The organism is Puia dinghuensis (assembly GCF_014642875.1).
Taxonomy (GTDB): Bacteria; Bacteroidota; Bacteroidia; order Chitinophagales; family Chitinophagaceae; genus Puia; species Puia dinghuensis.
Genome location: NZ_BMJC01000002.1, coordinates 783,628 through 805,562, shown reverse-complemented (window position 1 = coordinate 805,562; position 21,935 = coordinate 783,628). Strand labels below are relative to the sequence as shown.

Here is a 21,935-nt window from a genome sequence, read left to right as displayed (position 1 = left end):
TTTGCGCCAACCTGGCGCAATCGAAAGCGGCGCGAAGCGACAATTCCCTATCTTCGCCTCTTAATCTTCTAACGCAATGCTCAACAAGCTCGCCGCCTTCGCCATCCCCTTATTCTTCTTCTCAACCGCCTTCGCCCAAACACAATATTCCTCTCTTTCCGACGCCCTCCAGACCGGCTTCCGTCTCCGGGGCAAATCCGGCCCGACCAGCGTGAATTGGATCGACGACGGCAATCGCTATTCTTTCATCGCCGACGGCGAGATCCATACCATGGACCCAAAAACACTCACCGAGACCACCGTTTTCACCAGCAGCGGCCTTCATATCCCGGGCTCCACCGCCCCCTTTGCCTATGAATCCTTCCAATGGTCGAGGGACTCCAAACACCTTGTGTTCCGCACCAATTTCCGGCACATCTTTCGCAATTCCGGCATCTCCGATTATTATATATATGACGTCGCCACACGCGGGCTGCAACAGGCGGCAAAGGATGCCCGCTCCGCCGAACTCTCACCCGATGGCACAAAAGTGGGCATCGAACGCAACGGCAACCTCTCTTTCTATGACTTTGCCACAGGCAAGGAGCAGCAGCTCACCAATGACAGCACCAGCGGAACCGGCCTCTTCAACGGCCATTACGATTGGGTATACGAAGAAGAGTTCGGCCAGGGCCAGGCCTGGAACTGGTCAAAGGACAGCCGCTATATCGCCTTCTGGCAGTTTGATGACTCCCGGGTACCCGTATTTGAAATGACGGATTTCGAAGGCATTCATCCCCCACAGGAGAAGATCTCCATTCCCCAGCCGGGCGATCCCAACCCCTCGGTGCGCATCGGAGTCATCGACGTACACTCGGGCAAGAAGGTCTGGCTCACACCCGATGAGACCGGCGATTTCTATATCCCGCGCATCTATTGGACAAGCGATCCCGATGTGCTCGCGCTTATGACCCTCAACCGGAGCCAGAATCACATGAAACTCTATTTCTTCAATGTCAAGACCGGCGAACATCATGTAGTGCTGGAAGAACAGAACCAGACCTGGATATCCATCTTCGACTTCTACACCGATGTCAACGACATGGTCTACTTCCCCGAAAAGACAAGAGAGTTTTTTTGGGTGTCCGACCGATCTGGCTACTATCATATATATCACTACAACTATGATGGAAAATTGATCAACCAGGTAACAAAGGGTAATTGGGACATAATAAAGGTCACCGGCATCAACCCCGGCACAAAGTCGATCTATTATCTCTCTGCGGAAGCGTCCCCGCTGGAGCAACAGCTGTACACCATCAAATTCGACGGCACGGGTAAAAAGAAGCTGACGGAAGTCCCGGGTCATCATACTATCGACATGTCCACCAATACGGCCTGGTACCTCGATGAATACAGCAACACCACCACACCCACACAGGTTGGGCTTTTCAACAGCGAAGGCAACCAGCTAAAGCAATTGGAAGACAACCATGCGGTAAGCGAATTCACCCGGACGCATGCCTATTCGCCGCTACAGTTGTTCCGGTTCAAGACGGCTGACGGGGTCACGCTCGACGGAAGCATGATAAAGCCCTTTAACTTCGACTCAACGAAGAAATACCCGGTGATATTGGATATTTATGGCGGACCGGAATCCCACGATGTCTTCAATCAGTTTGCTATCGGCGGTTTTCAGCAGTGGCTCGCGCAAAACGGCTATATCGTTGTGGATATCAACAACCGCGGCAACGCCGATTATGGCAGCGCGTTTATGAAGGTCGTGTACAAGCAATTGGGGAAATGGGAAAGCAACGATTTCGTGGAAACGGCGCGTTATCTGTCGTCTCTGCCTTATGTCGACGGCGCCAACATCGCAATTATGGGTACCAGTTATGGGGGCTATAGCACTACGTACACCCTCCTGACCCACCCAGGGGTGTTCAAGGCGGGTGTCGCCAATTCCCCCGTCACCGACTGGCGACTTTACGACGATATCTACACCGAACGTTACATGGGAACACTCACCGACAATGCCGCAGGATATAAAAACAGCAGTGATATGACTCATGCCGGAAAGTTGCAGGATCATCTCCTCATCATTCATTCGATGATGGACGATAACGTTCACCCGGCGCAGACCATGGAGCTGCTGACAGCCCTCACCAATGCCGGCAAGGATGTCGATCTGCGCATCTATCCTCCCGGCGCCCACGGGGCGGCGTACAACTGGCAGAGCTATCTGCTGATGTCAAAAGTGGCTTTTGAATTCTTCGAACAGTATCTCAAAGGTTCGACGCATTGACAAACTCCGGCGCCACCCGCTTCCGTGACGTCTGCTCATAGGCATACGCCATTTTGATCAGCTCGGGCTCCGTATAGGCCGTCCCTACAAAGGAGAGACCGACGGGTAATCCCAGCACCAGGCCCATCGGCACGGTGATGTGCGGATAGCCGGCCATCGCGGCCGGACCCGAGAACCCGCCACCCGTCCGATAGTCACCCGCGATGAGATCGATACAGCAAGCGGGCCCGCTGGTGACTGAGATGATGGCGTCGAGCGCGTTTTGTTTCAACAGGTCGTCGATGATCGTCCTCGCGGTAAGTAATTTCTTCAGCGCCTCCGTATACTCGGTGCTGTCAAGCCCACCACGCGAATCACTCCGCTCGAGGGTCTCCTGCTTGAAATAAGGCATCGCCCTTTTCTCATTTGTCTTATTAAAGGCGATCACATCAGCCAACGTCTTCACCGGCGCGTTTGCCGTAGCCAGATATCTATTGACTCCATCTTTGAATTCATATTGAAGGATCAACCCTTCCACAGAGCCGGGCTCTGTCATCAGCTTCTGCAATTCTATCTCCACCACCGTTGCACCCTGCGCCTTTAGTGTGGCAATAGCATCCTGCAGTAAGGCAACGATGCCTTCATGTCCCGTCAATGCAGCTTTTTCTATCCCCAGTTTCTTTCCCTTCAATCCATTGCTGTCGAGGCCGGTGACATAATCCTTCGGCGCCTTCCCCTGGCTCTCGAGTGTCACCGCATCGTTGCTGTCGACACCTGTCAGCGCAGCCAGCAGGAGGGCCGCGTCTTTTACCGTTCGCGCCATGGGTCCTGCCGTATCCTGGGTCTTTGAAATGGGAATGATGCCGCTGCGGCTGAGCAGTCCTACAGTGGGTTTGATGCCTACGATACCATTGATGGAAGAAGGTGACACCACCGATCCATTCGTTTCCGTGCCGATGGCGACGGCGCAGAGGTTGGCCGATACGGCCGATCCCGATCCGGCGCTCGACCCGGAAGGATCGCGGTTTAGCAGGTAGGGCATCCTGGTCTGGCCGCCCCGGCTGCTCCAGCCGCTGGTAGACCTCGTGCTGCGGAAGTTAGCCCACTCGCTGAGATTGGTCTTGCCCAGCAATACGGCGCCCGAGGCCCGCAGCTGCCGGATGATGAAAGCATCTTTCGCTGCTTTGTGCCCTTCCAGGGCCAGGGCGCCCGCCGTGGTCTGCATCTGGTCGCCCGAATCAATATTGTCTTTGATCAGCACCGGGATGCCATGCATGGGTCCGCGCACCTTCCCGGCTTTGCGTTCGGCATCCATCGCCGCTGCAATACCCATGGCATCGGGATTTATCTCGATGACGGCATTCAACGCCGGCCCCTTTCGGTCGATCTCGGCGATGCGCCGCAAATAAAGTTTGGTGATCGCCTGCGAAGTCAACGCCCCGCTCTGCATTTTTTGCTGCAATTCATCGATGGTGGCTTCCAGCAGTGGAAACCCCTTGTCCACCACCCCCACCTCCGCCGCCCCTTTAAAAGATAATGTTGAAAACGCAATCCCGGCCATCGAGCCGTTCTTGAGGAATTTTCTCCGATCCATAAGCGATATAGGTTTGATTACGATCTTGAAAATAGCAAAAAAAGCCCCCGCACCAAGTGCGGGGGCAGCTATAAAAAAAGAAAGTAGATTTTCAAGGTCGTATGATACCCGCCTTTTGTAACAGTTGCTTCGAGCTCTCTGCTTTTTTCACAAAAAAAAGATCCTTGCTAAGATCAGGTAGCCGCCTATTCTTAGCCTTCTTAACTTTGCTAGCCTTTTTATTTCTTTCTATCACTTGCATACATAAATTTACGATTTTCTTTCAATAATAAAACCATCAAAATTCTCTCCTTCTCTAAACGGAACTAATTCTCCCTCTTTTGTTAATCCTTGGATATCAAATAGTTCTATGATATTAGAATAGTGTGAACAGATTTTCATCTGATATAACCTGGTCCTTGCCGGTGTACTTCCCTTTATGACAATCTTGCAACTTGGATGCCACTTTGAAAATTCCAAGGCCGTGGCTGCTACGGTTGCCAGGATTTTATCCCGATCGAGGTTATTGCTCACAGTAAGGTCGCTGATCTTTTTCTCCAGGGGATCAAAGTCGCCAAAGCCAAGATTATAATAATTCCAGCCGTTGTCTGTGCCAAGATAACTGTACATGATAATTTTTAGAATTCTGCCCCTTGGTCCTTCGCTATAGAATTCATACTGCCTGAACCCTCGTCCTCTCCGATACTCATATCCCTCCGGTAACATATCCACGCCTTTCCGTAAAAATACTTATTTCCGCCCGATCAACCCCATCACTCCCTCCTTATAATTCACCCCTATGGGTATCGTCACCTTCCCCAACTCGATCGAATTCCCATAAATAGCCCGGATATGCCCCACGGCCACCAGGTAACTTCGGTGCACCCGGATAAACAACCGCGGAGGCAACTGCTTTTCCAGCTCATTCATCGTCTGGTGTGTCACCAGCGTATAGTCGGGCGTATGGATCTTGAGGTAATCCTTCATCCCTTCTACATAAAGAATTTCGGAATAATTCACCCGGAAGAACTTGCTGTTCGATTTGATAAAAATATGATCCCCCGCCGCCCCAGGCAGGGCGTACAACCGCCCATCCAGCAACTTATTCACCGCCTTTGAAAACCGCTCAAAAGAAATAGGCTTCAGCAGATAATCGATGACGTTGAACTCATAGCTCTCCAGCGCATACTCCGCATAGGCGGTGGTAAGCACCACCAGCGGCGGATCGGCCAGGCTGCGAAGGAAATGCAGTCCACTCATCCCCGGCAGCCGGATGTCCAGGAAAATGACATCCACTTCCTGCATCTCCAGCGCCGCCATCGCCTCCGGCCCCGTCCGGAACACTCCTACGAGCTCCATTTGGTCAATACGCGCCAAATGGCTTTTGATGACATCCTGGGCCAGTATCTCATCTTCTACGATGATGCATTTTAGCAAGCGGGATAAGTTTTTAGGATTAACGAGACCGTAAAAGTACTCTTATTTAGAATGACATCTAAGGTATGCGAATCCGGGTAGAGGTTTTCCAGTCTTTCCCGGGCATTGCGAATCCGCAACGCACTGGTACGGCTTTCGTCCTTTTCCGTCTGGATGATGTCCAGATCGTACGAGGCAGGGTAGAGCAGTTCGAGCAGGCTCCGGCTATGAGTGATGCCCATTCCATTCATCTTTTTGGCCTGAACTTCCAGGTCGGCATTCGTGCTGTTGATGACATTGAGCACCAACTGACCGTTGCCCACCTTCAACGTGATATAAATGAAGGGCTCGCCAGAAGTATGGTCCATGGCATGTTTAAACCCGTTCTCGATAAAAGAGATGAACAGGAAGGGTTCGATCATCAACCCCGTGCTGATCCCCTCCACCGTAAAGCGGATGTCGGCCTTATGGCGCAGTTTTTCTATCTCGATATAATTGCGGATAAATTCGATCTCTTTGTCGAGGGGGATCTTTTCTTCATTACATTCATAGATGAGATAACGCATAATATCGGCCAGCCGCACTACAATGTCGGCAGTACGCTCCGATCGCTGCAGACTCAGGGAATAGATGCTGTTGAGGGTATTGAACAGGAAATGCGGGTTCAACTGCGCCCGGAGATAGCGCAGCTTGAAAAAGGTATTGTCCTTTTGCATGGCATCCAGCAGGTCTTTCTCGTCATCCCCTTTGCGGACATAGAATACGACTATCGAAAAAGCCATGTTGACGGCGCCCCACCAGCCCTCCCGGACCATATGTGCCGGTGTTTGCATAAAGTAGTCCTTGAAGGGCGTTGTGATCATTTTTGTATACAAGGCGTACACACACCAAAGAAAGGCCTGGATGACGAGAAAGGAAAAAAGGGAAAGCAGGATAGGAAACCACCATCTTCCTTTGATGGCCAAAGCCGGTCCCATGATGCGGGAATACATGACATAGCCGGGGAAGACCAGCAGGCTGGCCAACAGCAGGAAGGGCCAGGTCCAATGATACGAACTCCACATCGTCACCGCAGCCGTCACCGGTTGCAGCAAGATCAGCATCACCCAGTAAAAGGTTTCGAGGCGGGGGCGGCGCTTTCGAAGCCGGTCGTTATCGTATTCCATGGGGGTGTAGAGATTTACCTAAAACTAGTATCTCCGGCCAGCGTAATAAAAAGATTTCGACTAATTTGGGTATACGTTCGATGAATATCGCTAAACCGGATGGAATCCGGTTCACCGAATTATTAATTCCCCTATTTTTGGCCCCAAACCAAAATCGGATCAAAAGCATATGGCCACCACAAAGATCACTGTCAACAGCAACGGCTCAATCAAACTGGAAGGAGATTTCGAGATCATCGACCGCAATGGAACACCTTATGGCCTGGGTGGCCGCGAGATCGTCAGCATCTGCCGCTGCGGCCGCTCGCAAAACAAACCCTTTTGCGACGGCTCCCACAAAGGTCATTTCGAACACGACGCCACCGCCTTTGATCTTCCGCCCAAGGCCGAACCAAAAAAATAATATATTTTTTTATATCTTTATGGGGAACGTCTTGCCTGATGATAACAAACCAGGACAATCAACTGCTGCTCTTGCTAAAAAGCGACGATGAAGCCGCCTTTACCGAAATTTATCAACGGTATTGGCGGAAGCTGTTCGTCGTTGTTATGCACCGCCTGGGAAATACCGAGGAAGCCCGTGAGATTGTCCAGGATATCTTCTGTCATTTGTGGAATAAGCGGCATTCCCTCCAACTCGATTATTCGCTCAACACCTACCTCTCGGCCGCCGCAAAATACGAGGTGATCAACCGGCTGGCGCGTAAGGACCGGCAACAGCGCCTCCAGAACCGGCTTTCCCAAAATTGGAACGAGGCTACTGAAAATACGGATGATCAACTCCAATTCCATGAGCTGCAAGATCAGCTAGCCACCCTGGTCAGAGCCCTGCCGGAAAAATGCCGCATCGTCTTCCAGCTTAGCCGCGACAAAGGCTATTCACAAAAAATGATCGCCTCGGAATTGGGCATTGCCGAAAAGACGGTGGAAGCCCATCTGGCCAATGCCCTCCGGAAATTACGCACCGGTCTCAGCCATCTCTTCTTCTTTTTATTTTAAAGATCTTTTAATTATTTTTTAACACCGACTAAGGGAACGGCCTTTTTCGATTGGCTATACGTTAAAATAGCCTCTATGACCGATTTACCTTATTCCAAACGGGTACTCGAGCTGGCAGATAAATGGATCAAGGGCTCCATTACAGAAACAGAAAAACAGGAATTCATTGACTGGTATCAACGATTCGACGATCAGGAGCTGTTGTTGACCCCCGAATTCGAACCTGTCATAAAGGAGCTGGAAACCGGCATGCTGGCCACCATCCGGCAGCGCATCTCGGGAGACGGATCTCCCCCCGTCCAAAGGGAAAAAGGTTTGCTCCGCCGCATAGGCGGCTGGAAACTATCTGCCGCAGCAGCCGTGATCGTTATGGCTTTGCTGATTCCCATGCTCCTTACCCGGAAATCTCCCTTGCAAGCGCCTATCGCCCTTCAAAAGCCGGCTTCAACTGCTCCTACAGATGTTCTGCCCGGCAGCAACAAAGCCATCCTTACCCTCGCCAATGGCTCGACCATCACGCTGGACAACGCCCACAACGGCAACCTGGCGAAACAGGGTAACACGCAGGTGGTGAAGTCGGCGGACGGCGCCTTACAATATAAAATGCTTGCCGGTAATGGTCAAAGCAACCAAAAAGAGTCCAATACCGTTGCTTACAATATCCTTTCCACGCCCCGGGGTGGCCAATACCGGCTGGTCCTCCCCGATGGCAGCAAAGTCTGGCTCAACGCCGCATCTTCCATCCGCTATCCCACCGCCTTTAATAAGACTCCGGGGGCAACCCGCGAAGTAGAAATCACCGGCGAAGCCTATTTCGAAATAGCGAAGAATGCAGCCATGCCATTCCGGGTGCTCAGCGCCAACCAACTGGGTGACGCCAATCCGATGGTCATAGATGTATTAGGTACGCATTTTAATATCAATGCCTATTCCGATGAGACTGCGGTTCGAACATCCCTTCTCGAGGGGGCAGTGAAGGTCAGCAAAGGGAAGAATACCGCCCTGCTGCAGCCCGGAATGGAGGCCCAATTGTCGAAGGATGGCGCCATCCGCTCGATACCCGGCGCCGACGTCGAGAAAGCCGCAGCCTGGAAAGATGGTGTATTCGAATTCGGCGATGAAGAGCTGCCTGTCATCATGCGGCAGATAGCCAGGTGGTATGACGTCGATGTAGTGTACGAAGGCCCTGTCCCTACAGACCGGTTCACCGGCCGCGTATCCCGGAACACCAGTCTTTCGGGGGTATTGAAAATTCTTAAATTAAGTGATGTACAAGTGACGATCTCGAATAACAAGATCATCGTGAAATAACACACACCAAAGAAGATACTGCTGATAAAAGCAAAAAACCGGGAACGTTGGAGGCGTCCCCGGCGGAGGCTGAGTCAGCTGTTGTAAACAATTTTTAGCGCAACTGTTTATTGTTAACTCAAACCAATCAAAATTATGATTCCGACTGCTTATTGCCAAATCGGACCGGGAACCCCACCCTTATCCTCTAACGATGCTCCCCGGCCCCTAAAAAAAATCTGGCTAGTAATGAAATTGACGGCTTTTTTAATGATTGCAGCCTGTATTCATGTCTCCGCCAATGGATTCTCGCAAAACATCTCCCTGTCGGTGAAGGAAGCTCCGCTGGCAAAGGTTTTCCGGGAGATCCAAAAACAAAGTGGTTATTCCTTCTGGTATAAGACCAGGGAGCTTGACAAGGCGGCAAAGGTCACCCTCGACCTGCGGAACGCTACCTTGCAGGAAGCCCTGGCCAAATGTTTCGAGAACCAACCCTTCGAATTCGTCATCGTCGAACAGACGGTGGTGATCCGCCCCCGCGAGGTGGTACAGCCGGCGGCTCCGGCTCCACCCCCCATCATTATAAAGGGGAAAGTCACAACGGCCGCCGGCAAACCGCTGAGTGGAGTAACCGTAACCATCAAGGCCACCGGGAAGGGCTCCATCACCGATGACAACGGGGAATTTACCCTCAGCGTCAGCAAGCAGGACGTGCTCATCTTCTCCTATGTAGGCTATGACACCCGTGAAGTAAGGGTAGGGGAGCAGACCTCCTTCGCCATCAATCTTACCGAGACCAACTCCTCCCTCAACGAAATAGCCGTCATCGGTTATGGCAGCGCCAGACGCAAAAGCCTGGCCAGTGCCATCACGACCGTAAAGAACGAAGACCTTAACAAAGGCGCCATCACCGATGTCGGCCAGTTGCTCCAGGGTAAGGTCCCCGGCCTCAACATCACCGCCAACGGCGACCCCAATGCCCCCGCGGCCGTCGTCCTCCGTGGTACGTCTACCCTCAACGGCAACCAGGCGCCTTTTTATGTCATCGACGGCGTGCCGGGAGCAGACATCTCGCTCATCGCACCCGATGATATCGCCTCCATCGATGTATTGAAAGACGCTGCCGCCACCGCCATCTATGGTAACCGCGCCGCCGCAGGTGTCATCATCGTCACCACCCGCAAAGGCAAGTCAGGCAATCTGCAGACCAGCTATGGCGGCTATGTAGGCACCGAACAGGTGTCCAGCCGGCTCAACGTAATGAATGCCACTCAGCTACGGGCATTCCTGACAAAGAATAACGAAGGCTTCTCACCGAATGACGACAAGGGCGCCAATACGGATTGGCAAAAGGCCATTGAAAGGACGGCCTGGTCCCACAATCACAACCTGTCCTTCAGCGGTGGCAACGAACATGGCAGCTACATCGCCAGCATCAACTACGCCAACAAGGAAGGTATCCTCAACAACAGTGACCTCCAGCGCCTCATCGCCCGGCTGTCGGTAGAACAATATGCCCTCAACGACAAGGTGAAATTCGGGCTCAATGTCATCAACTCCAATAGCAGCGCCGATGATATCCCTTACCGGAATACCGTCCTGCTCCAATCCGCCCTCTACCTGCCCGTTTCTCCCGTAAAGAACAGCGACGGCAGCTATTTCGAGAATTTCAACACCTCCGGCTATTACAATCCGGTGGCCATGATGAACCACAGCCAGAAGAATACAAAGACCAACATCCTGATGGCCGATTTCACCACCCAGGTAAAACTACCCTTCGGCCTTACATACGACCTCAACCTGGCGTATATGAACCAGTCCACCCTGTTGGGCCAATACCTGGATTCGTATTTTACCAACAACTACAGCGGGATGTACGACAACCCCGATCCGGGGCTGGCCGGCCACCAGCTGCAGAGCTTTGGCACCAACGGTCAGGCAACCCGGCAATCTTATAGCAATGTCAATAAGATACTCGAGACCTATTTCACCTGGAACCGGAAGTTCGGCGATCACAGCATCAATGCCGTGGTAGGCTACTCCTACCAGGGCAGTACCCTCGGCGACGGCTTCCAGGCCACAACCTACAATTTCCCCATAAACAATATCGGCTACAACAACCTGGCCATCTCCAACCCTTATGCCTATGGGACGCCGATAAACTTTGGCTCCGATATCTATTCGAACACCCGGCTCATCTCCGACTTCGGCCGGTTGAACTACAATTTCAACGACAAATACCTCATTCAGGGTTCCATCCGGCATGATGGTAGCTCGGTATTCGGTGCCAACAACCGCTGGGGCTGGTTCCCCTCCGTCGGCGGCGCCTGGCGCATCAGCCAGGAGAGTTTCATGCGCGATCAACAGATCTTCGCCGACCTGAAGCTCAGGGGGAGTTACGGGGTCACCGGTAATTCCAGCGGCTTCAACGCCCTCACCGCCCAGTCCATCTCCGGTCTCGTTGGTACTTACTATTACAACGGGGCTAACGTCGCAGCCTATGGACCTACGCAGGCGCAGAACGCCAACCTTCGTTGGGAGAAAACGACTACCACTGACATCGGCGTCGACTTCGCTATCCTCAATAGTCGGGTCACCGGTTCTATCGACTGGTACAATAAGAACACCGACGGCATGATCTGGAACTATAAAGTCGACCCCATCCTGGTGCCCACGGGTACCATCGTCGCCAATGGTGGCAGCATGAACAACAAGGGTATCGAACTAAGCCTTACGGCTGCCGTGGTAAAGAGCAGCGACTTCAGCTGGACGAGCACGCTCAACCTCGCTCATAATACCAACCGGATCACCAACTTGAAAAATCCGCTGTTTTCCGGTGGCGACTCCGTAGCCGCTGCCGATCCGGAAGGCGGAGGGCAGTCCGGCAGCACCCTGGAATTGCTGAAGATGGGACACCCGCTGGGCCAGTTCTTCACGCTGCAATATGCCGGGAAAAATGCCAGCGGCATCTCCCAATACCTTTCCGGTTCGGGCCAGGGCTTCACCACCTCACCTGCCATTGGAACAGACTATCATTACGCGGGTGATGCACAACCAAGACTCATCGCAGGTTGGGCCAACACCTTCCACTACAAAGACTGGGATTTGAATATCTTTCTGCGCGGAACATTCGGCAACAAGATCTTCAATGCCACCCGTGCCGATCTGTTCAGGCCCGCTACCGCCCAGTACGGCAATATCCTGGTGGATGCACAGAATGAATCCGTCGCCGATATTAATTCATACAAATACTCTACCCGCTTCATCGAGAGCGGCAGCTACCTGCGGTTTGACAACGCCACCCTGGGCTACAACTTCAAGAATATAAGCCCCTATATCAAACGGCTAAGGGCCTATGCCTCGGTGAACAACCTGTTCGTGATCACCGGCTATAAAGGCATCGATCCCGAGGTCAACCTGGGCGGCATCGCGCCGGGTGTGGATTACAACAACTTCTATCCGAAGACCCGTACGGTTTTAGTAGGCGTAAACGTAACCTTCTAAAAATTAAAAACTGAGAAAAAAGAGCATTATGAAAAAGTCGATCTTTCAATATATAATTACACCGGTGCTTCTCCTGGCGGCTTTCTCCGCCTGCCATAAAGTGGAGGTTCCGGTGACGACGGAGCTTACTCCCGATGTCTATCCTTCGGATTCCGCTTCCTTTATCACTGCTTCCGGCCCTGTCTATGTCGTTCTCCGGGGTAACTATGGAGTGGAATTCTACATGCAGCAAACGCTTAGCACCGACGAATCGATCATGCCGGCAAGAGGCGGCAACTGGTACGACGGCGCCCAGAACCAGCAGATGCACTATCATACGTATACCAAGGACAATGGATACGTCAACGGCAACTGGTACTGGCTTTCCACCATCATCGGCGTGGCCAACCAGACCCTCTCCATCCTGCAAAAGACCGAGACGGCCGGCGCATCGAAGAATCAGAACCTGGCCGAAATAAAAATGATCCGGGCCTTGGCCTATTTCTGGATGATGGATAACTACGGCAACGTTCCCATCGACACCGTTTACGGCGACTTCACGCCCCACGCCAATGTTCCGCGCGCAAAGGTGTTCAGCTTCATCGAAAGCGAGGTCAATGCAGCCCTGCCTTATCTCAATAGCGCCAACAACACATCCACCTATGGCCGCGCCAACAAATGGACGGCCTACGCATTGCTGGCCAAGTTGTATCTCAACGCGGAATATTACACCGGCACTGCCCGCTACAACGATGCTATCACCGCCTGCGACGCGATCATCAATTCGGGCCTGTTCTCCTTCTCTTCACGCGCCAACTTCCTCCAGATGTTCTATCCTACCAACGGACCGACATCCGTAGGCAGCCAGAACGAGTTCATCTTCGCTATTCCATTTGACCCCAATTTCAACAACAGCCCCTGGCCCTTCCGTGGCGTGAATATTCAAGCACGTTATGACGTGCCTCGCAGCATGGGCAAAGTTGCTGCCGGTGGTGGATATAATTTCTTCTCCCTGCCTTATACTCCTAGTGCTCCCGCAAGCACTATCCCTTCCTTCTACGCGTATTTCTATGATGCGAACGATGTCCGCAACGGGCAGTGGCTCACCGGCCTGCAATACAAGCACGACGGCGTCACTCCGATCACGATCACGACGACTTATGCAGGGTATGATGCCATCACCTATGCCGGCAACAACAACCCCTACACGTATCAGCTGAACCTGACGCCGAATGTCGTGCTGCGCCAGAGCGTCACTTCCTTCGACTGCGGCAACGACGAAGTGGCCTGGAACATGGGCTACCGCGATATCAAATTCTATCCTGACTGGACCTCCCCCAACCGCAACCAGAACAATGATATCCCCGTCTTCCGCTACGCCGATATCATCATGATGAAGGCGGAAGCCATCCTCCGCGGTGGAACAGCCACCGGCGGACAAACTGCCCTGTCACTGGTCAACTCCCTGCGGGCAGTCCGGACGACCTCACCCGCCTGGACCAATGTCACCCTGGACTCCGTGTACAACGAACGCTGCCGGGAATTCACCCAGGAAAGATGGCACCGGAATGATATGATCCGATTTGGTAAATTTGAAGGATCCTGGGGTTTCAAAACGGATTCGGACCCGAACCACCGCATCTTCCCGATTCCGACCAACGCCCTCACGGTGAACCCGGCGTTGACCCAAAACCCAGGATACTGAGATTGATAAACCATGATAAATAGTCGTTATACCCCGGGGCGCGGATGGCCGCCCCGGGGCTTTTTAACTCTCTGCCTCCTTCTCCTGCTTACCCCCAGGCTCGCCTGGTCGCAACTCGATACAGCAGCCTCCCGCGCCCTCATCCAGCGCATCCTCCCGGCGCATGCGGGCAGCTTTATCATTGAAGCATTACCCCGCCCGTCCTGCGACACTTTCGAGCTGCAATCCCGCGGCAGCCGCATCATCCTTCGCGGCAATAACGGGGTAGCCATCGCCTCCGCGCTCTATTATTATCTTGGAACATATTGCCACTGCCAGATCACCTGGAATGGCACTAACCTTCACCTTCCCGCGCAACTGCCGCCCATCCCCAACATCGTCCGCAAAGCCTCCCCCTATACCTGGCGATACTACCTCAACTACTGCACTTTCAACTATAGCATGAGCTTCTGGGACTGGCCCCGCTGGGAAAAAGAGATCGATTGGATGGCCCTCCATGGCATCAATATGCCGCTTTCCATCACCGGCGAAGAATACACCTGGTATGAAGTTTACAAAGAGATGGGCTTCTCCGACGCCGAACTGCAACCCTTTTTTTGCGGACCGGCCTACTTTGCCTGGTTCTGGATGGGCAACCTCGACGGCTGGGGCGGGCCCCTTCCTATGCATTGGATGGAAACCCATCGCGACCTGCAACGCCGGATCCTGCAACGCGAGCGGCAGTTGGGCATGAAACCCGTCCTTCCTGCCTTCACCGGCCATGTACCTGCGGATTTCAAGGCCCATTTTCCCACGGCGAAGCTCCGGCGGACCAATTGGCACAACGGATTTGACGACACCTGGCTGCTCGATCCATCGGATTCGCTGTTTGCCGTCATCGGAAAGAAATTCCTGGAAACCCAGACCCGCCTCTTCGGCACCGATCATTTTTACTCTTCCGACACCTTCAATGAGAACGACCCGCCTTCGGACGATCCCGCCTATCTTTCCGCCCTGAGCAGGCGACTGGCCGAAGGGATGCAATCGGCCGACCCCGCCGCCGTTTGGGTGATGCAGGGCTGGCTGTTCTATAGCGACCGGAAATTCTGGAAGGCGCCGCAGATAAAAGCCCTGCTGGATGCCGTTGCTGACAACCATATGCTTCTGCTCGACCTGGCTGCCGAGATAGAACCCGTCTGGAAACGGACAAACGCATCAGGAGCCGCTGGAAGCGGCGCATTCTATGGCAAACCCTGGATCTGGTGTATGCTGAACAACTTTGGCGGAAATGTCAACCTTTTCGGCAGAATGGATGGCGTTGCCGCCTCACCGGCCCTGGCGCTCGCCGACACGGCTTCCGGGAAATTGTCGGGTATAGGCCTCACGATGGAGGCCATCGAACAGAATCCCGTGATTTACGAGCTGATGATGGACCACGTCTGGCAAAAAGACCCCATCCAACTGCAGGAGTGGCTTCCCCGCTATATCCGCAATCGATATGGTTATAGCGACACCAGCCTGGTGAAGGCCTGGGACATCCTCCGCCATACGGTCTATAATGGCCGCGAGATCCGTGATGGCGCCGAATCCATCATCACGGGCCGCCCCACTTTCGACTCCACCACGGTCTGGACCCGTACAAAGCTCAACTATCCTCCACAAGACCTTCTGCCTGCCTGGGATTGCTTCATCCGCGCCGCTGGCAGCAACAGGCAGTTTACAGATGGCTTCCTCTTTGACCTCACCGATGTTACCCGCCAGGTGCTCGCCAACTACGCTACTCCCCTGCAAAAGAAATGGGTAGACGCTTTTCATGCAAAGGATACCGCAGCCTTCACCCGCTATAGCCATGAATTCCTCGAACTTATCGACGATATCGATCGCCTGCTGGCCACCCGCAAAGACTTCCTGCTCGGCCCCTGGATCGCCGCCGCCCGCAACTGCGGCATCACCCCCGGTGAAAAACAGGTTTATGAAAGGAATGCCCGCGATCTCATCACCCTCTGGGGCGATGCCAACAGTCCACTGCATGAATATGCCAACCGGCAATGGAGCGGCTTGCTCGATGATTTCTACAAGCCCCGCTGGCAGCAATTCTTCCAACTGCTCAGCGCATCCCTTCGGCAGGGTATCCCACCCGACACCGCCGGCTTTGAGAACACCATCCGCGCCTGGGAATGGCAATGGGTCAACACCCAACGATCGTCCCCCACCGTCCCCGTCGGCGACAGCCGACAAATAGCTCTCGACCTCTATCGGAAGTACCGGCAGGCAGTCTTAAACTAGGTTAATGGGGTGGGACGGGTAAGGTGGTACCTTTGTGTCATAAAAAAAACATATGACCAATACCATCTTACATAAAGCAAACACCCGCGGTCACGCCGACCATGGCTGGCTGAACAGTTTCCAATCCTTCAGCTTCGCCGGTTATTATAACCCTCAACGCGTGCAATTCGGCGTCCTTCGGGTACTCAACGACGATAGGGTAGAGGGCGGCAAAGGCTTTGGCTCCCATCCCCATGACAACATGGAGATCATCAGCATTCCCCTCGAAGGCAGCCTGGTCCACCAGGATAATATGGGCCACAAAGAGGTGGTCAGCGCAGGCGAGATCCAAGTAATGAGCACCGGCAGTGGCGTCTTCCACAGCGAATACAACAATGACCCCGACAAGCTCGTCAAATTCCTCCAGATCTGGGTCTACCCCAATAAGCTCAACGTGACCCCACGGTACGACCAGGTACGGCTCGATCCGCACAAAGAGCACAACGCCCTCCAGCAGCTTATCTATCCGTACCCTGGCTCAACCCAGGCCAAACCCTCCAACGACGGCACCTGGATCTACCAGGATGCCTGGTTCCACATGGGAACCTTCGACGCAGGTCGAAAAATCGCCTACGACCTGAAGAAACCCGGCAACGGCATCTACCTTTTTGTCATCGACGGCGCCTTCCTCTACAACGGTCAGCGTCTCGATACCCGCGACGGCCTTGGCATCACCGGCACGGACAGCATCGATCTCGAAGCAGCAGAACAGGGCTCCCGCATCCTTATCATGGACGTCCCGATGAAAAACAACATTCAATAACATGGACATCAATATCCTCGCCGTGGGTCGCGAAGCAGCTATCCTCCAAGTGGTGGAAAGACTCATCAATTCCCACGAAGGCTGGCATGCCACCATCGCCACAACCGAACAGGAAGCCATAAATGCTTTCAAAGCGAAGCCTTACACCATCGTATTTGTCTGCGCAGGCTTCTCTGCACAGGAAGAAGAGAACCTGCGGCAGCGATTGACACAACTCGATGCCGCCGTCGTCGTCACCCGCCACTTTGGCGGCGGCAGCGGATTACTGGAAAACGAAATACTCGGCATTCTCGCCACAAAATAAAACGACATGAACAATACAATAAAAGGCATCCATCATATCACCGCCATTGCCGGCGACGCTCAACGCAACTATGATTTTTATACCAAAACACTCGGCCTCCGCATGGTCAAACGGACGGTGAACTTCGATGATCCGGGAACCTATCATTTCTATTATGGCAATGAGACCGGCACCCCCGGCACCATCCTCACGTTTTTCCCCTGGGAGGGCATCGTAGGCGGCCGCACCGGTACGGGTATGGCCACGGAGATCGGCTACTCCGTACCAACGGACAGCCTTGCCTTCTGGGCCGACCGCTTCAAACAGCACAACATCCAGCAAGGCCCCGTTGCCCAGCGCTTTGGGGAGACCTACCTGCCTTTCCAGGACCCCGATGGCCTGAACATCGATTTCATTGCATCGAAATATGGTGACGATCGCCAGCCCTGGACGACGGCGGAAGTAACAGCTGCCGCGGCCACAAAGGGATTCCACAGCGTCACCCTTACCCTCAAAACCATAAGACCAACCGCTGAGATCCTCACCGATATCTTTGGCTTCGAACTCAAAGAACAAGAGGGTGATCGTTATCGTTTCATTTCGCCCCTCAGCACCACAGCATCCATTGTCGACCTGGTCGAAGCGCCCAAGGGCAACCGCGGCCTCAACGGCGGCGGAACCAACCACCACGTTGCCTTCCGCGTACCAAACGAAGAAGTACAAATGGAATTCCGCGAGAAGATCCTTAGCCGCGGCCTGCATATCACCCCAAAGATCAACCGGGACTATTTTTATTCCCTTTATTTCCGCGAACCCGGCGGCGTCCTCTTCGAACTGGCGACCGACAACCCCGGCTTCACCGTCGATGAACCCCTCGATCAGTTGGGCACCCACCTCAAACTTCCGGTGCAATACGAATCCTCACGCGAGAACATCGAAAAATCCTTACCCACCCTTCATAACTAACCTATGCATACCCTCGACTATATCACAGCAGGAAAAGACCTTCTTGGTTCGGGCAAGGCCCTGATCATGGTGCACGGCCGCGGCGGTTCGGCTGAAGATATCCTTTCGCTGGCCGACGCCCTCCCGGTAGAGGACTTCGCCCTCTTCGCGCCAAAAGCCGCCGCCCATTCCTGGTATCCCTATTCCTTTATGGCGCCTATCCAGCAGAATGAACCCTGGCTCACCGGCGCCCTTCATGTCCTCAAGCAGCTCGTCACCGATATCAATGTACAAGGGGTTACCAACGAGAACATCTATTTTGTTGGTTTCTCCCAGGGCGCATGCCTGACCCTGGAGTTTGTGGCCCGCAACGCCACCCGGTATGGCGGCGTCGCGGCCTTCACCGGTGGACTCATCGGCGATCGGCTCTATCCACACCACTATACCGGCGACTTCGGTGGGACCCCGATCTTCATCGGTACCAGCGACCCCGATCCTCATGTACCGGTGAGCAGGGTGCACGATTCTACCGCGCTGCTGGAGAAAATGAATGCCGCCGTCACCGAGCGCATCTATCCCGGCATGGGGCACACCATCACCAACTCCGAGATCACCGATGCTGCTCAAGCCGTGTTCGCCCCCGCCGCCCTAAAAAAATAAATTTGGAAAATAATACCGATCGGTATAATTTTACATCGTCAAAGGCATCAAATAGCCGAGAGCAGCAACCATGAGCAAAGCCGAACGCACCCGTCAATTCATCATCGAGAAAACGGCGCCCATCTTCAACACGAAGGGCTACGCCGCTACCTCGCTATCGGATATGACCGACGCCACCGGCCTCACCAAGGGCAGTATCTACGGCAACTTTGCCGACAAGGACGAGGTGGCACTGGCCTGCTTCGATCATAACCACAAACATGTCCGCGAGATGATCCGCCAGGAAATGGACAAGCGCTCGTCCTATCGCGACAAACTGCGTGTCTATGTCGATGTTTACGGCGGCACGCGAAAACTTTCCTTCGTACCCGGCGGTTGCCCCATCCTCAACACCGCCATTGAAGCCGCCGATACCCATCCCGCCCTGAAAACAAAAGCTGCCGAAGCCATCGTCCTCTGGAAGGAAAGGCTCATGCAACTCATCGAAGCCGGAAAGGCAAATAAAGAGTTCAAGGCGGCCACCGACGCCGAACAGGCAGCCCTGTCGATCATCGCTCTTCTCGAAGGCATGATCATGATCCGCCGAACCGTCGGTCAACCCGGCTATGGCAAGCCGCTGATCACCGCCGTAGAAAACATCATCGACGCACTATAAACCCCGACCCCCGCACCCCAGAAACACTAAATTTTTTTGTCATAAAATATACCGATCGGTATAAAATAAAAAGAACATGAAAACGACGAACAACACGATCCTCATCACCGGCGGCAGCGCAGGCATAGGATTCGCACTGGCGCAAGCCCTCAGCACGGATAACAAGATCATCGTCACAGGCCGTAACGAACAGCGGCTCAAAGCGGCTGTCGCCAAACTCCCCAACACCACGGCCATCGTCGGCGATGTCTCCGACGAAAAAGATGTCGAGACCCTTGTCGCCACTCTCAACCGCGACCACGCAGCCCTCAACATCGTCATCAACAATGCCGGCAAAGCCTCGGCCGTCTACAATCTGGGCGCCGAAGGCGTCGATGCCTTCACCAGGGCAGGGGAGGAGATGCTGACCAACTATCTCTCGGTGATCCGCCTCAACGAAAAATTGCTGCCCCTGCTCAAGAAACAATCTGAAGCCGCTATCGTCAACGTCACCTCCATCGTAGCCATCGCCCCCGGCATCGCCCTTGCCACCTATTCCGCCAGCAAGGCTGCCCTCCACAGTTATACCATCGCCCTGCGCTTGAGCCTCAAAAATACCAGCGTCAAGGTGTTCGAACTGTACCCGCCCCTCGTCAACACCGAATTCTCGGCAGAGATCGGCGGCGCTGCCAACGGCATCGCCCCTTCCGTAGTCGCCGACGAATTCAAAAAAGGTCTTGAGCAAAATACCTACGACATCCGCGTCGGCCGCACCGCCGAATTCTGGCAATACTTTCTGTCTGCTCCCGATCAGGCAATCACAGCCATGAATGAAGGCCGGTAATTAAAAAACAACAATAATGAGAAGGACCATCCTCATGATCACGGTCATCGCGGCCGCCATCATGGAACTGATCGACACCTCCATCGTCAATGTGGCTTTGTCATACATGAGTGGCAATCTTGGCGCGACGCTGGAAGATACCTCCTGGGTGATCACGGCTTATGCCATTGCGAATGTGATCATCATTCCTATCACCAGCTTCCTCGCCGCGCAGTTTGGCAGGCGGAATTATTACATCGGTTCGGTGATCATGTTCACGGTCTTTTCCTTCCTCTGCGGTCAGGCTACAAGCATCTGGATGTTGGTGGCCTGCCGCTTCTTCCAGGGCATCGGCGGCGGGGCGCTGCTGTCGGTCTCTGCCGCCATCGTGTATGAGCTGTTCCCAAAAGAGAAGCAGAACGTTGCCAGCGCCTTGTTCGGCATCGGCATCTTTGTAGGCCCGACCATCGGACCCACCCTTGGCGGCTTCATCACCGAACACTACTCCTGGCCCTGGATATTCTACATCAATGTCCCCATCGGCCTGGCCGTGGTGCTCATCTGCAGCCGTTTGCTCGGCGAACCTCCTTTTAGACCCACTCCCGGCCGCATTGACTGGACCGGCATTTCCCTCCTTGCCATCGGCGTGGGCTCCCTGCAGACCGTCCTCGAACGTGGCGAAACCGACGACTGGTTCAGCGCCGCCTATATCGTTATCCTCACCGTTGTCGCCATCCTGTGCTTGTCCTTCTTTATATACTGGGAACTAAAAATAAAAAGCCCCGTGGTCAACCTCCGGGTACTAAAAAGTAAGAACCTCAGCATTGCAGCCTTACTGACCTTTGTCTCCGGCATCGGACTCTTCAGCTCTGTTTACCTTACACCAGTGTACGCCCAGCGTCTTCTCGGGTTCACGCCTACCCAAACAGGCCTGCTCTTGTTACCAGGCTCCCTCTTCGCCATCGCGGGGCTCATCCTCACCGCACGCCTGTTGCAGCGAGGTGTCCCACCCGTGGTCATGATCACTACAGGAATGCTCCTGTTTGTACTCTTCACCTGGCAGATAGCAGGATTAGACCTCGACGCCGGCAACGGCGATTTCTATATTCCGCTGATCTATCGCGCCATCGGCATTGCCATCATCACGGTGCCCCTCTCCACCCTGGCCGTCTCCGGTCTCGAACCAAAGGACATACCCCAGGGCACGGCGCTCAATAACATGATGCGGCAGCTCGGCGGCTCCTTCGGCATTGCCATCATCAACACCTACCTCACCCGGCGCAACGCCATCCACCGCACCGATCTTGTGGCCCATATCACCCTCAGCGATCCCCAGGTAACCGACCGCCTCGCCGGCTATACCCAATACTTCATAGGCAAAGGCGCCACTGCCCTCGATGCCCGGCATCAGGCCCTGGGTCTGCTGGATGCGGGTGTCGTCCGCCAGTCCAATGCCCTCAGCTTCGGCGACGCCTACCTGCTCCTTGGCGCTATCTTCCTGGGTAGCCTTCCCTTTCTCCTGCTGGCCCGCCAAGGACGGCCACAGGCCGGCCGCCCGAAGGGCCATCATAGGCCCCGTCAGATGCCGAAGGCGTCGGTACCCCTGTTAGACCACTAGCAGGGCGACA

The 21,935-nt window shown here is 54.1% G+C and carries 18 protein-coding genes; 14 read left to right on the top strand and 4 right to left on the bottom strand.

Annotation, left to right across the window (positions count from 1 at the left end):
• Positions 1 to 76: 76 nt before the first annotated feature.
• On the top strand, positions 77 to 2,284 hold the full coding sequence (locus tag IEY39_RS11525) for a S9 family peptidase (protein ID WP_188931563.1): 2,208 nt from the start codon (positions 77 to 79) through the stop codon (positions 2,282 to 2,284).
• Here the strand turns inward: IEY39_RS11525 and IEY39_RS11520 are convergent.
• The 4 genes from IEY39_RS11520 to IEY39_RS11505 all read right to left on the bottom strand — a co-directional run bounded on the left by IEY39_RS11520 (position 2,265) and on the right by IEY39_RS11505 (position 6,418).
• Entirely contained in the window at positions 2,265 to 3,857 is a 1,593-nt protein-coding gene (locus IEY39_RS11520) for an amidase (protein WP_188931561.1), read from the bottom strand. The genes IEY39_RS11525 and IEY39_RS11520 overlap by 20 nt on opposite strands.
• A gap of 249 nt (positions 3,858 to 4,106) precedes the next feature.
• Complete coding sequence (locus IEY39_RS11515) at positions 4,107 to 4,562, bottom strand: DUF6934 family protein (RefSeq protein WP_373285439.1); 456 nt, start codon at positions 4,560 to 4,562, stop codon at positions 4,107 to 4,109.
• Positions 4,563 to 4,586: 24 nt separating this feature from the next.
• Positions 4,587 to 5,273 (bottom strand): LytR/AlgR family response regulator transcription factor, encoded by a 687-nt coding sequence (locus IEY39_RS11510; protein ID WP_188931557.1) that lies wholly within the window; start codon positions 5,271 to 5,273, stop codon positions 4,587 to 4,589.
• Positions 5,267 to 6,418, bottom strand: coding sequence for a sensor histidine kinase (locus IEY39_RS11505; protein WP_188931555.1), 1,152 nt, complete (start codon positions 6,416 to 6,418; stop codon positions 5,267 to 5,269). Before IEY39_RS11505 ends, IEY39_RS11510 begins: the two co-directional genes overlap by 7 nt.
• A gap of 169 nt (positions 6,419 to 6,587) precedes the next feature.
• Between IEY39_RS11505 and IEY39_RS11500 the strand changes: the two genes are divergently transcribed.
• From IEY39_RS11500 to IEY39_RS11440, 13 genes are all read left to right on the top strand, one after another.
• Positions 6,588 to 6,821 (top strand): CDGSH iron-sulfur domain-containing protein, encoded by a 234-nt coding sequence (locus IEY39_RS11500; RefSeq protein WP_188931554.1) that lies wholly within the window; start codon positions 6,588 to 6,590, stop codon positions 6,819 to 6,821.
• Between the two features lie 38 nt (positions 6,822 to 6,859).
• Positions 6,860 to 7,417, top strand: coding sequence for an RNA polymerase sigma-70 factor (locus IEY39_RS11495; RefSeq protein WP_188931552.1), 558 nt, complete (start codon positions 6,860 to 6,862; stop codon positions 7,415 to 7,417).
• A gap of 75 nt (positions 7,418 to 7,492) precedes the next feature.
• Complete coding sequence (locus IEY39_RS11490; RefSeq protein ID WP_188931550.1) at positions 7,493 to 8,728, top strand: FecR family protein; 1,236 nt, start codon at positions 7,493 to 7,495, stop codon at positions 8,726 to 8,728.
• Between the two features lie 228 nt (positions 8,729 to 8,956).
• Complete coding sequence (locus IEY39_RS11485; protein ID WP_188931548.1) at positions 8,957 to 12,211, top strand: TonB-dependent receptor; 3,255 nt, start codon at positions 8,957 to 8,959, stop codon at positions 12,209 to 12,211.
• Between the two features lie 28 nt (positions 12,212 to 12,239).
• Positions 12,240 to 13,895, top strand: coding sequence for a RagB/SusD family nutrient uptake outer membrane protein (locus tag IEY39_RS11480; RefSeq protein ID WP_188931547.1), 1,656 nt, complete (start codon positions 12,240 to 12,242; stop codon positions 13,893 to 13,895).
• A 12-nt stretch (positions 13,896 to 13,907) separates the two neighbouring features.
• A complete protein-coding gene (locus tag IEY39_RS11475; RefSeq protein WP_188931546.1) occupies positions 13,908 to 16,160 on the top strand; it encodes an alpha-N-acetylglucosaminidase in 2,253 nt (750 codons plus the stop codon).
• 52 nt (positions 16,161 to 16,212) lie between these two features.
• Positions 16,213 to 16,962 carry a pirin family protein gene (locus IEY39_RS11470; protein ID WP_188931545.1) on the top strand — a complete coding sequence of 250 codons (750 nt, stop codon included), beginning with the start codon at positions 16,213 to 16,215 and terminating at the stop codon, positions 16,960 to 16,962.
• A 1-nt stretch (position 16,963) separates the two neighbouring features.
• Positions 16,964 to 17,266 carry a hypothetical protein gene (locus tag IEY39_RS11465; protein ID WP_188931543.1) on the top strand — a complete coding sequence of 101 codons (303 nt, stop codon included), beginning with the start codon at positions 16,964 to 16,966 and terminating at the stop codon, positions 17,264 to 17,266.
• A gap of 6 nt (positions 17,267 to 17,272) precedes the next feature.
• On the top strand, positions 17,273 to 18,211 hold the full coding sequence (locus IEY39_RS11460; protein WP_188931541.1) for a ring-cleaving dioxygenase: 939 nt from the start codon (positions 17,273 to 17,275) through the stop codon (positions 18,209 to 18,211).
• A 3-nt stretch (positions 18,212 to 18,214) separates the two neighbouring features.
• Positions 18,215 to 18,850 carry an alpha/beta hydrolase gene (locus IEY39_RS11455; protein WP_188931539.1) on the top strand — a complete coding sequence of 212 codons (636 nt, stop codon included), beginning with the start codon at positions 18,215 to 18,217 and terminating at the stop codon, positions 18,848 to 18,850.
• 70 nt (positions 18,851 to 18,920) lie between these two features.
• Complete coding sequence (locus IEY39_RS11450) at positions 18,921 to 19,505, top strand: TetR/AcrR family transcriptional regulator (protein WP_188931537.1); 585 nt, start codon at positions 18,921 to 18,923, stop codon at positions 19,503 to 19,505.
• A 76-nt stretch (positions 19,506 to 19,581) separates the two neighbouring features.
• Positions 19,582 to 20,328 (top strand): SDR family oxidoreductase, encoded by a 747-nt coding sequence (locus IEY39_RS11445; RefSeq protein WP_188931534.1) that lies wholly within the window; start codon positions 19,582 to 19,584, stop codon positions 20,326 to 20,328.
• A gap of 16 nt (positions 20,329 to 20,344) precedes the next feature.
• Entirely contained in the window at positions 20,345 to 21,925 is a 1,581-nt protein-coding gene (locus IEY39_RS11440; protein WP_188931532.1) for a DHA2 family efflux MFS transporter permease subunit, read from the top strand.
• The last annotated feature ends 10 nt before the right edge of the window (positions 21,926 to 21,935 follow it).

What these genes read in the sequence shown, in the direction of transcription:
- IEY39_RS11525 (WP_188931563.1), top strand. Translation starts at nt 77, where the DNA reads ATGCTCAACAAGCTCGCCGCCTTCGCCATCCCCTTATTCTTCTTCTCA.
- IEY39_RS11520 (WP_188931561.1), bottom strand. Translation starts at nt 3,857, where the DNA reads ATGGATCGGAGAAAATTCCTCAAGAACGGCTCGATGGCCGGGATTGCG.
- IEY39_RS11515 (WP_373285439.1), bottom strand. Translation starts at nt 4,562, where the DNA reads ATGTTACCGGAGGGATATGAGTATCGGAGAGGACGAGGGTTCAGGCAG.
- IEY39_RS11505 (WP_188931555.1), bottom strand. Translation starts at nt 6,418, where the DNA reads ATGGAATACGATAACGACCGGCTTCGAAAGCGCCGCCCCCGCCTCGAA.
- IEY39_RS11500 (WP_188931554.1), top strand. Translation starts at nt 6,588, where the DNA reads ATGGCCACCACAAAGATCACTGTCAACAGCAACGGCTCAATCAAACTG.
- IEY39_RS11495 (WP_188931552.1), top strand. Translation starts at nt 6,860, where the DNA reads ATGATAACAAACCAGGACAATCAACTGCTGCTCTTGCTAAAAAGCGAC.
- IEY39_RS11490 (WP_188931550.1), top strand. Translation starts at nt 7,493, where the DNA reads ATGACCGATTTACCTTATTCCAAACGGGTACTCGAGCTGGCAGATAAA.
- IEY39_RS11485 (WP_188931548.1), top strand. Translation starts at nt 8,957, where the DNA reads ATGAAATTGACGGCTTTTTTAATGATTGCAGCCTGTATTCATGTCTCC.
- IEY39_RS11480 (WP_188931547.1), top strand. Translation starts at nt 12,240, where the DNA reads ATGAAAAAGTCGATCTTTCAATATATAATTACACCGGTGCTTCTCCTG.
- IEY39_RS11475 (WP_188931546.1), top strand. Translation starts at nt 13,908, where the DNA reads ATGATAAATAGTCGTTATACCCCGGGGCGCGGATGGCCGCCCCGGGGC.
- IEY39_RS11470 (WP_188931545.1), top strand. Translation starts at nt 16,213, where the DNA reads ATGACCAATACCATCTTACATAAAGCAAACACCCGCGGTCACGCCGAC.
- IEY39_RS11465 (WP_188931543.1), top strand. Translation starts at nt 16,964, where the DNA reads ATGGACATCAATATCCTCGCCGTGGGTCGCGAAGCAGCTATCCTCCAA.
- IEY39_RS11460 (WP_188931541.1), top strand. Translation starts at nt 17,273, where the DNA reads ATGAACAATACAATAAAAGGCATCCATCATATCACCGCCATTGCCGGC.
- IEY39_RS11455 (WP_188931539.1), top strand. Translation starts at nt 18,215, where the DNA reads ATGCATACCCTCGACTATATCACAGCAGGAAAAGACCTTCTTGGTTCG.
- IEY39_RS11450 (WP_188931537.1), top strand. Translation starts at nt 18,921, where the DNA reads ATGAGCAAAGCCGAACGCACCCGTCAATTCATCATCGAGAAAACGGCG.
- IEY39_RS11445 (WP_188931534.1), top strand. Translation starts at nt 19,582, where the DNA reads ATGAAAACGACGAACAACACGATCCTCATCACCGGCGGCAGCGCAGGC.
- IEY39_RS11440 (WP_188931532.1), top strand. Translation starts at nt 20,345, where the DNA reads ATGAGAAGGACCATCCTCATGATCACGGTCATCGCGGCCGCCATCATG.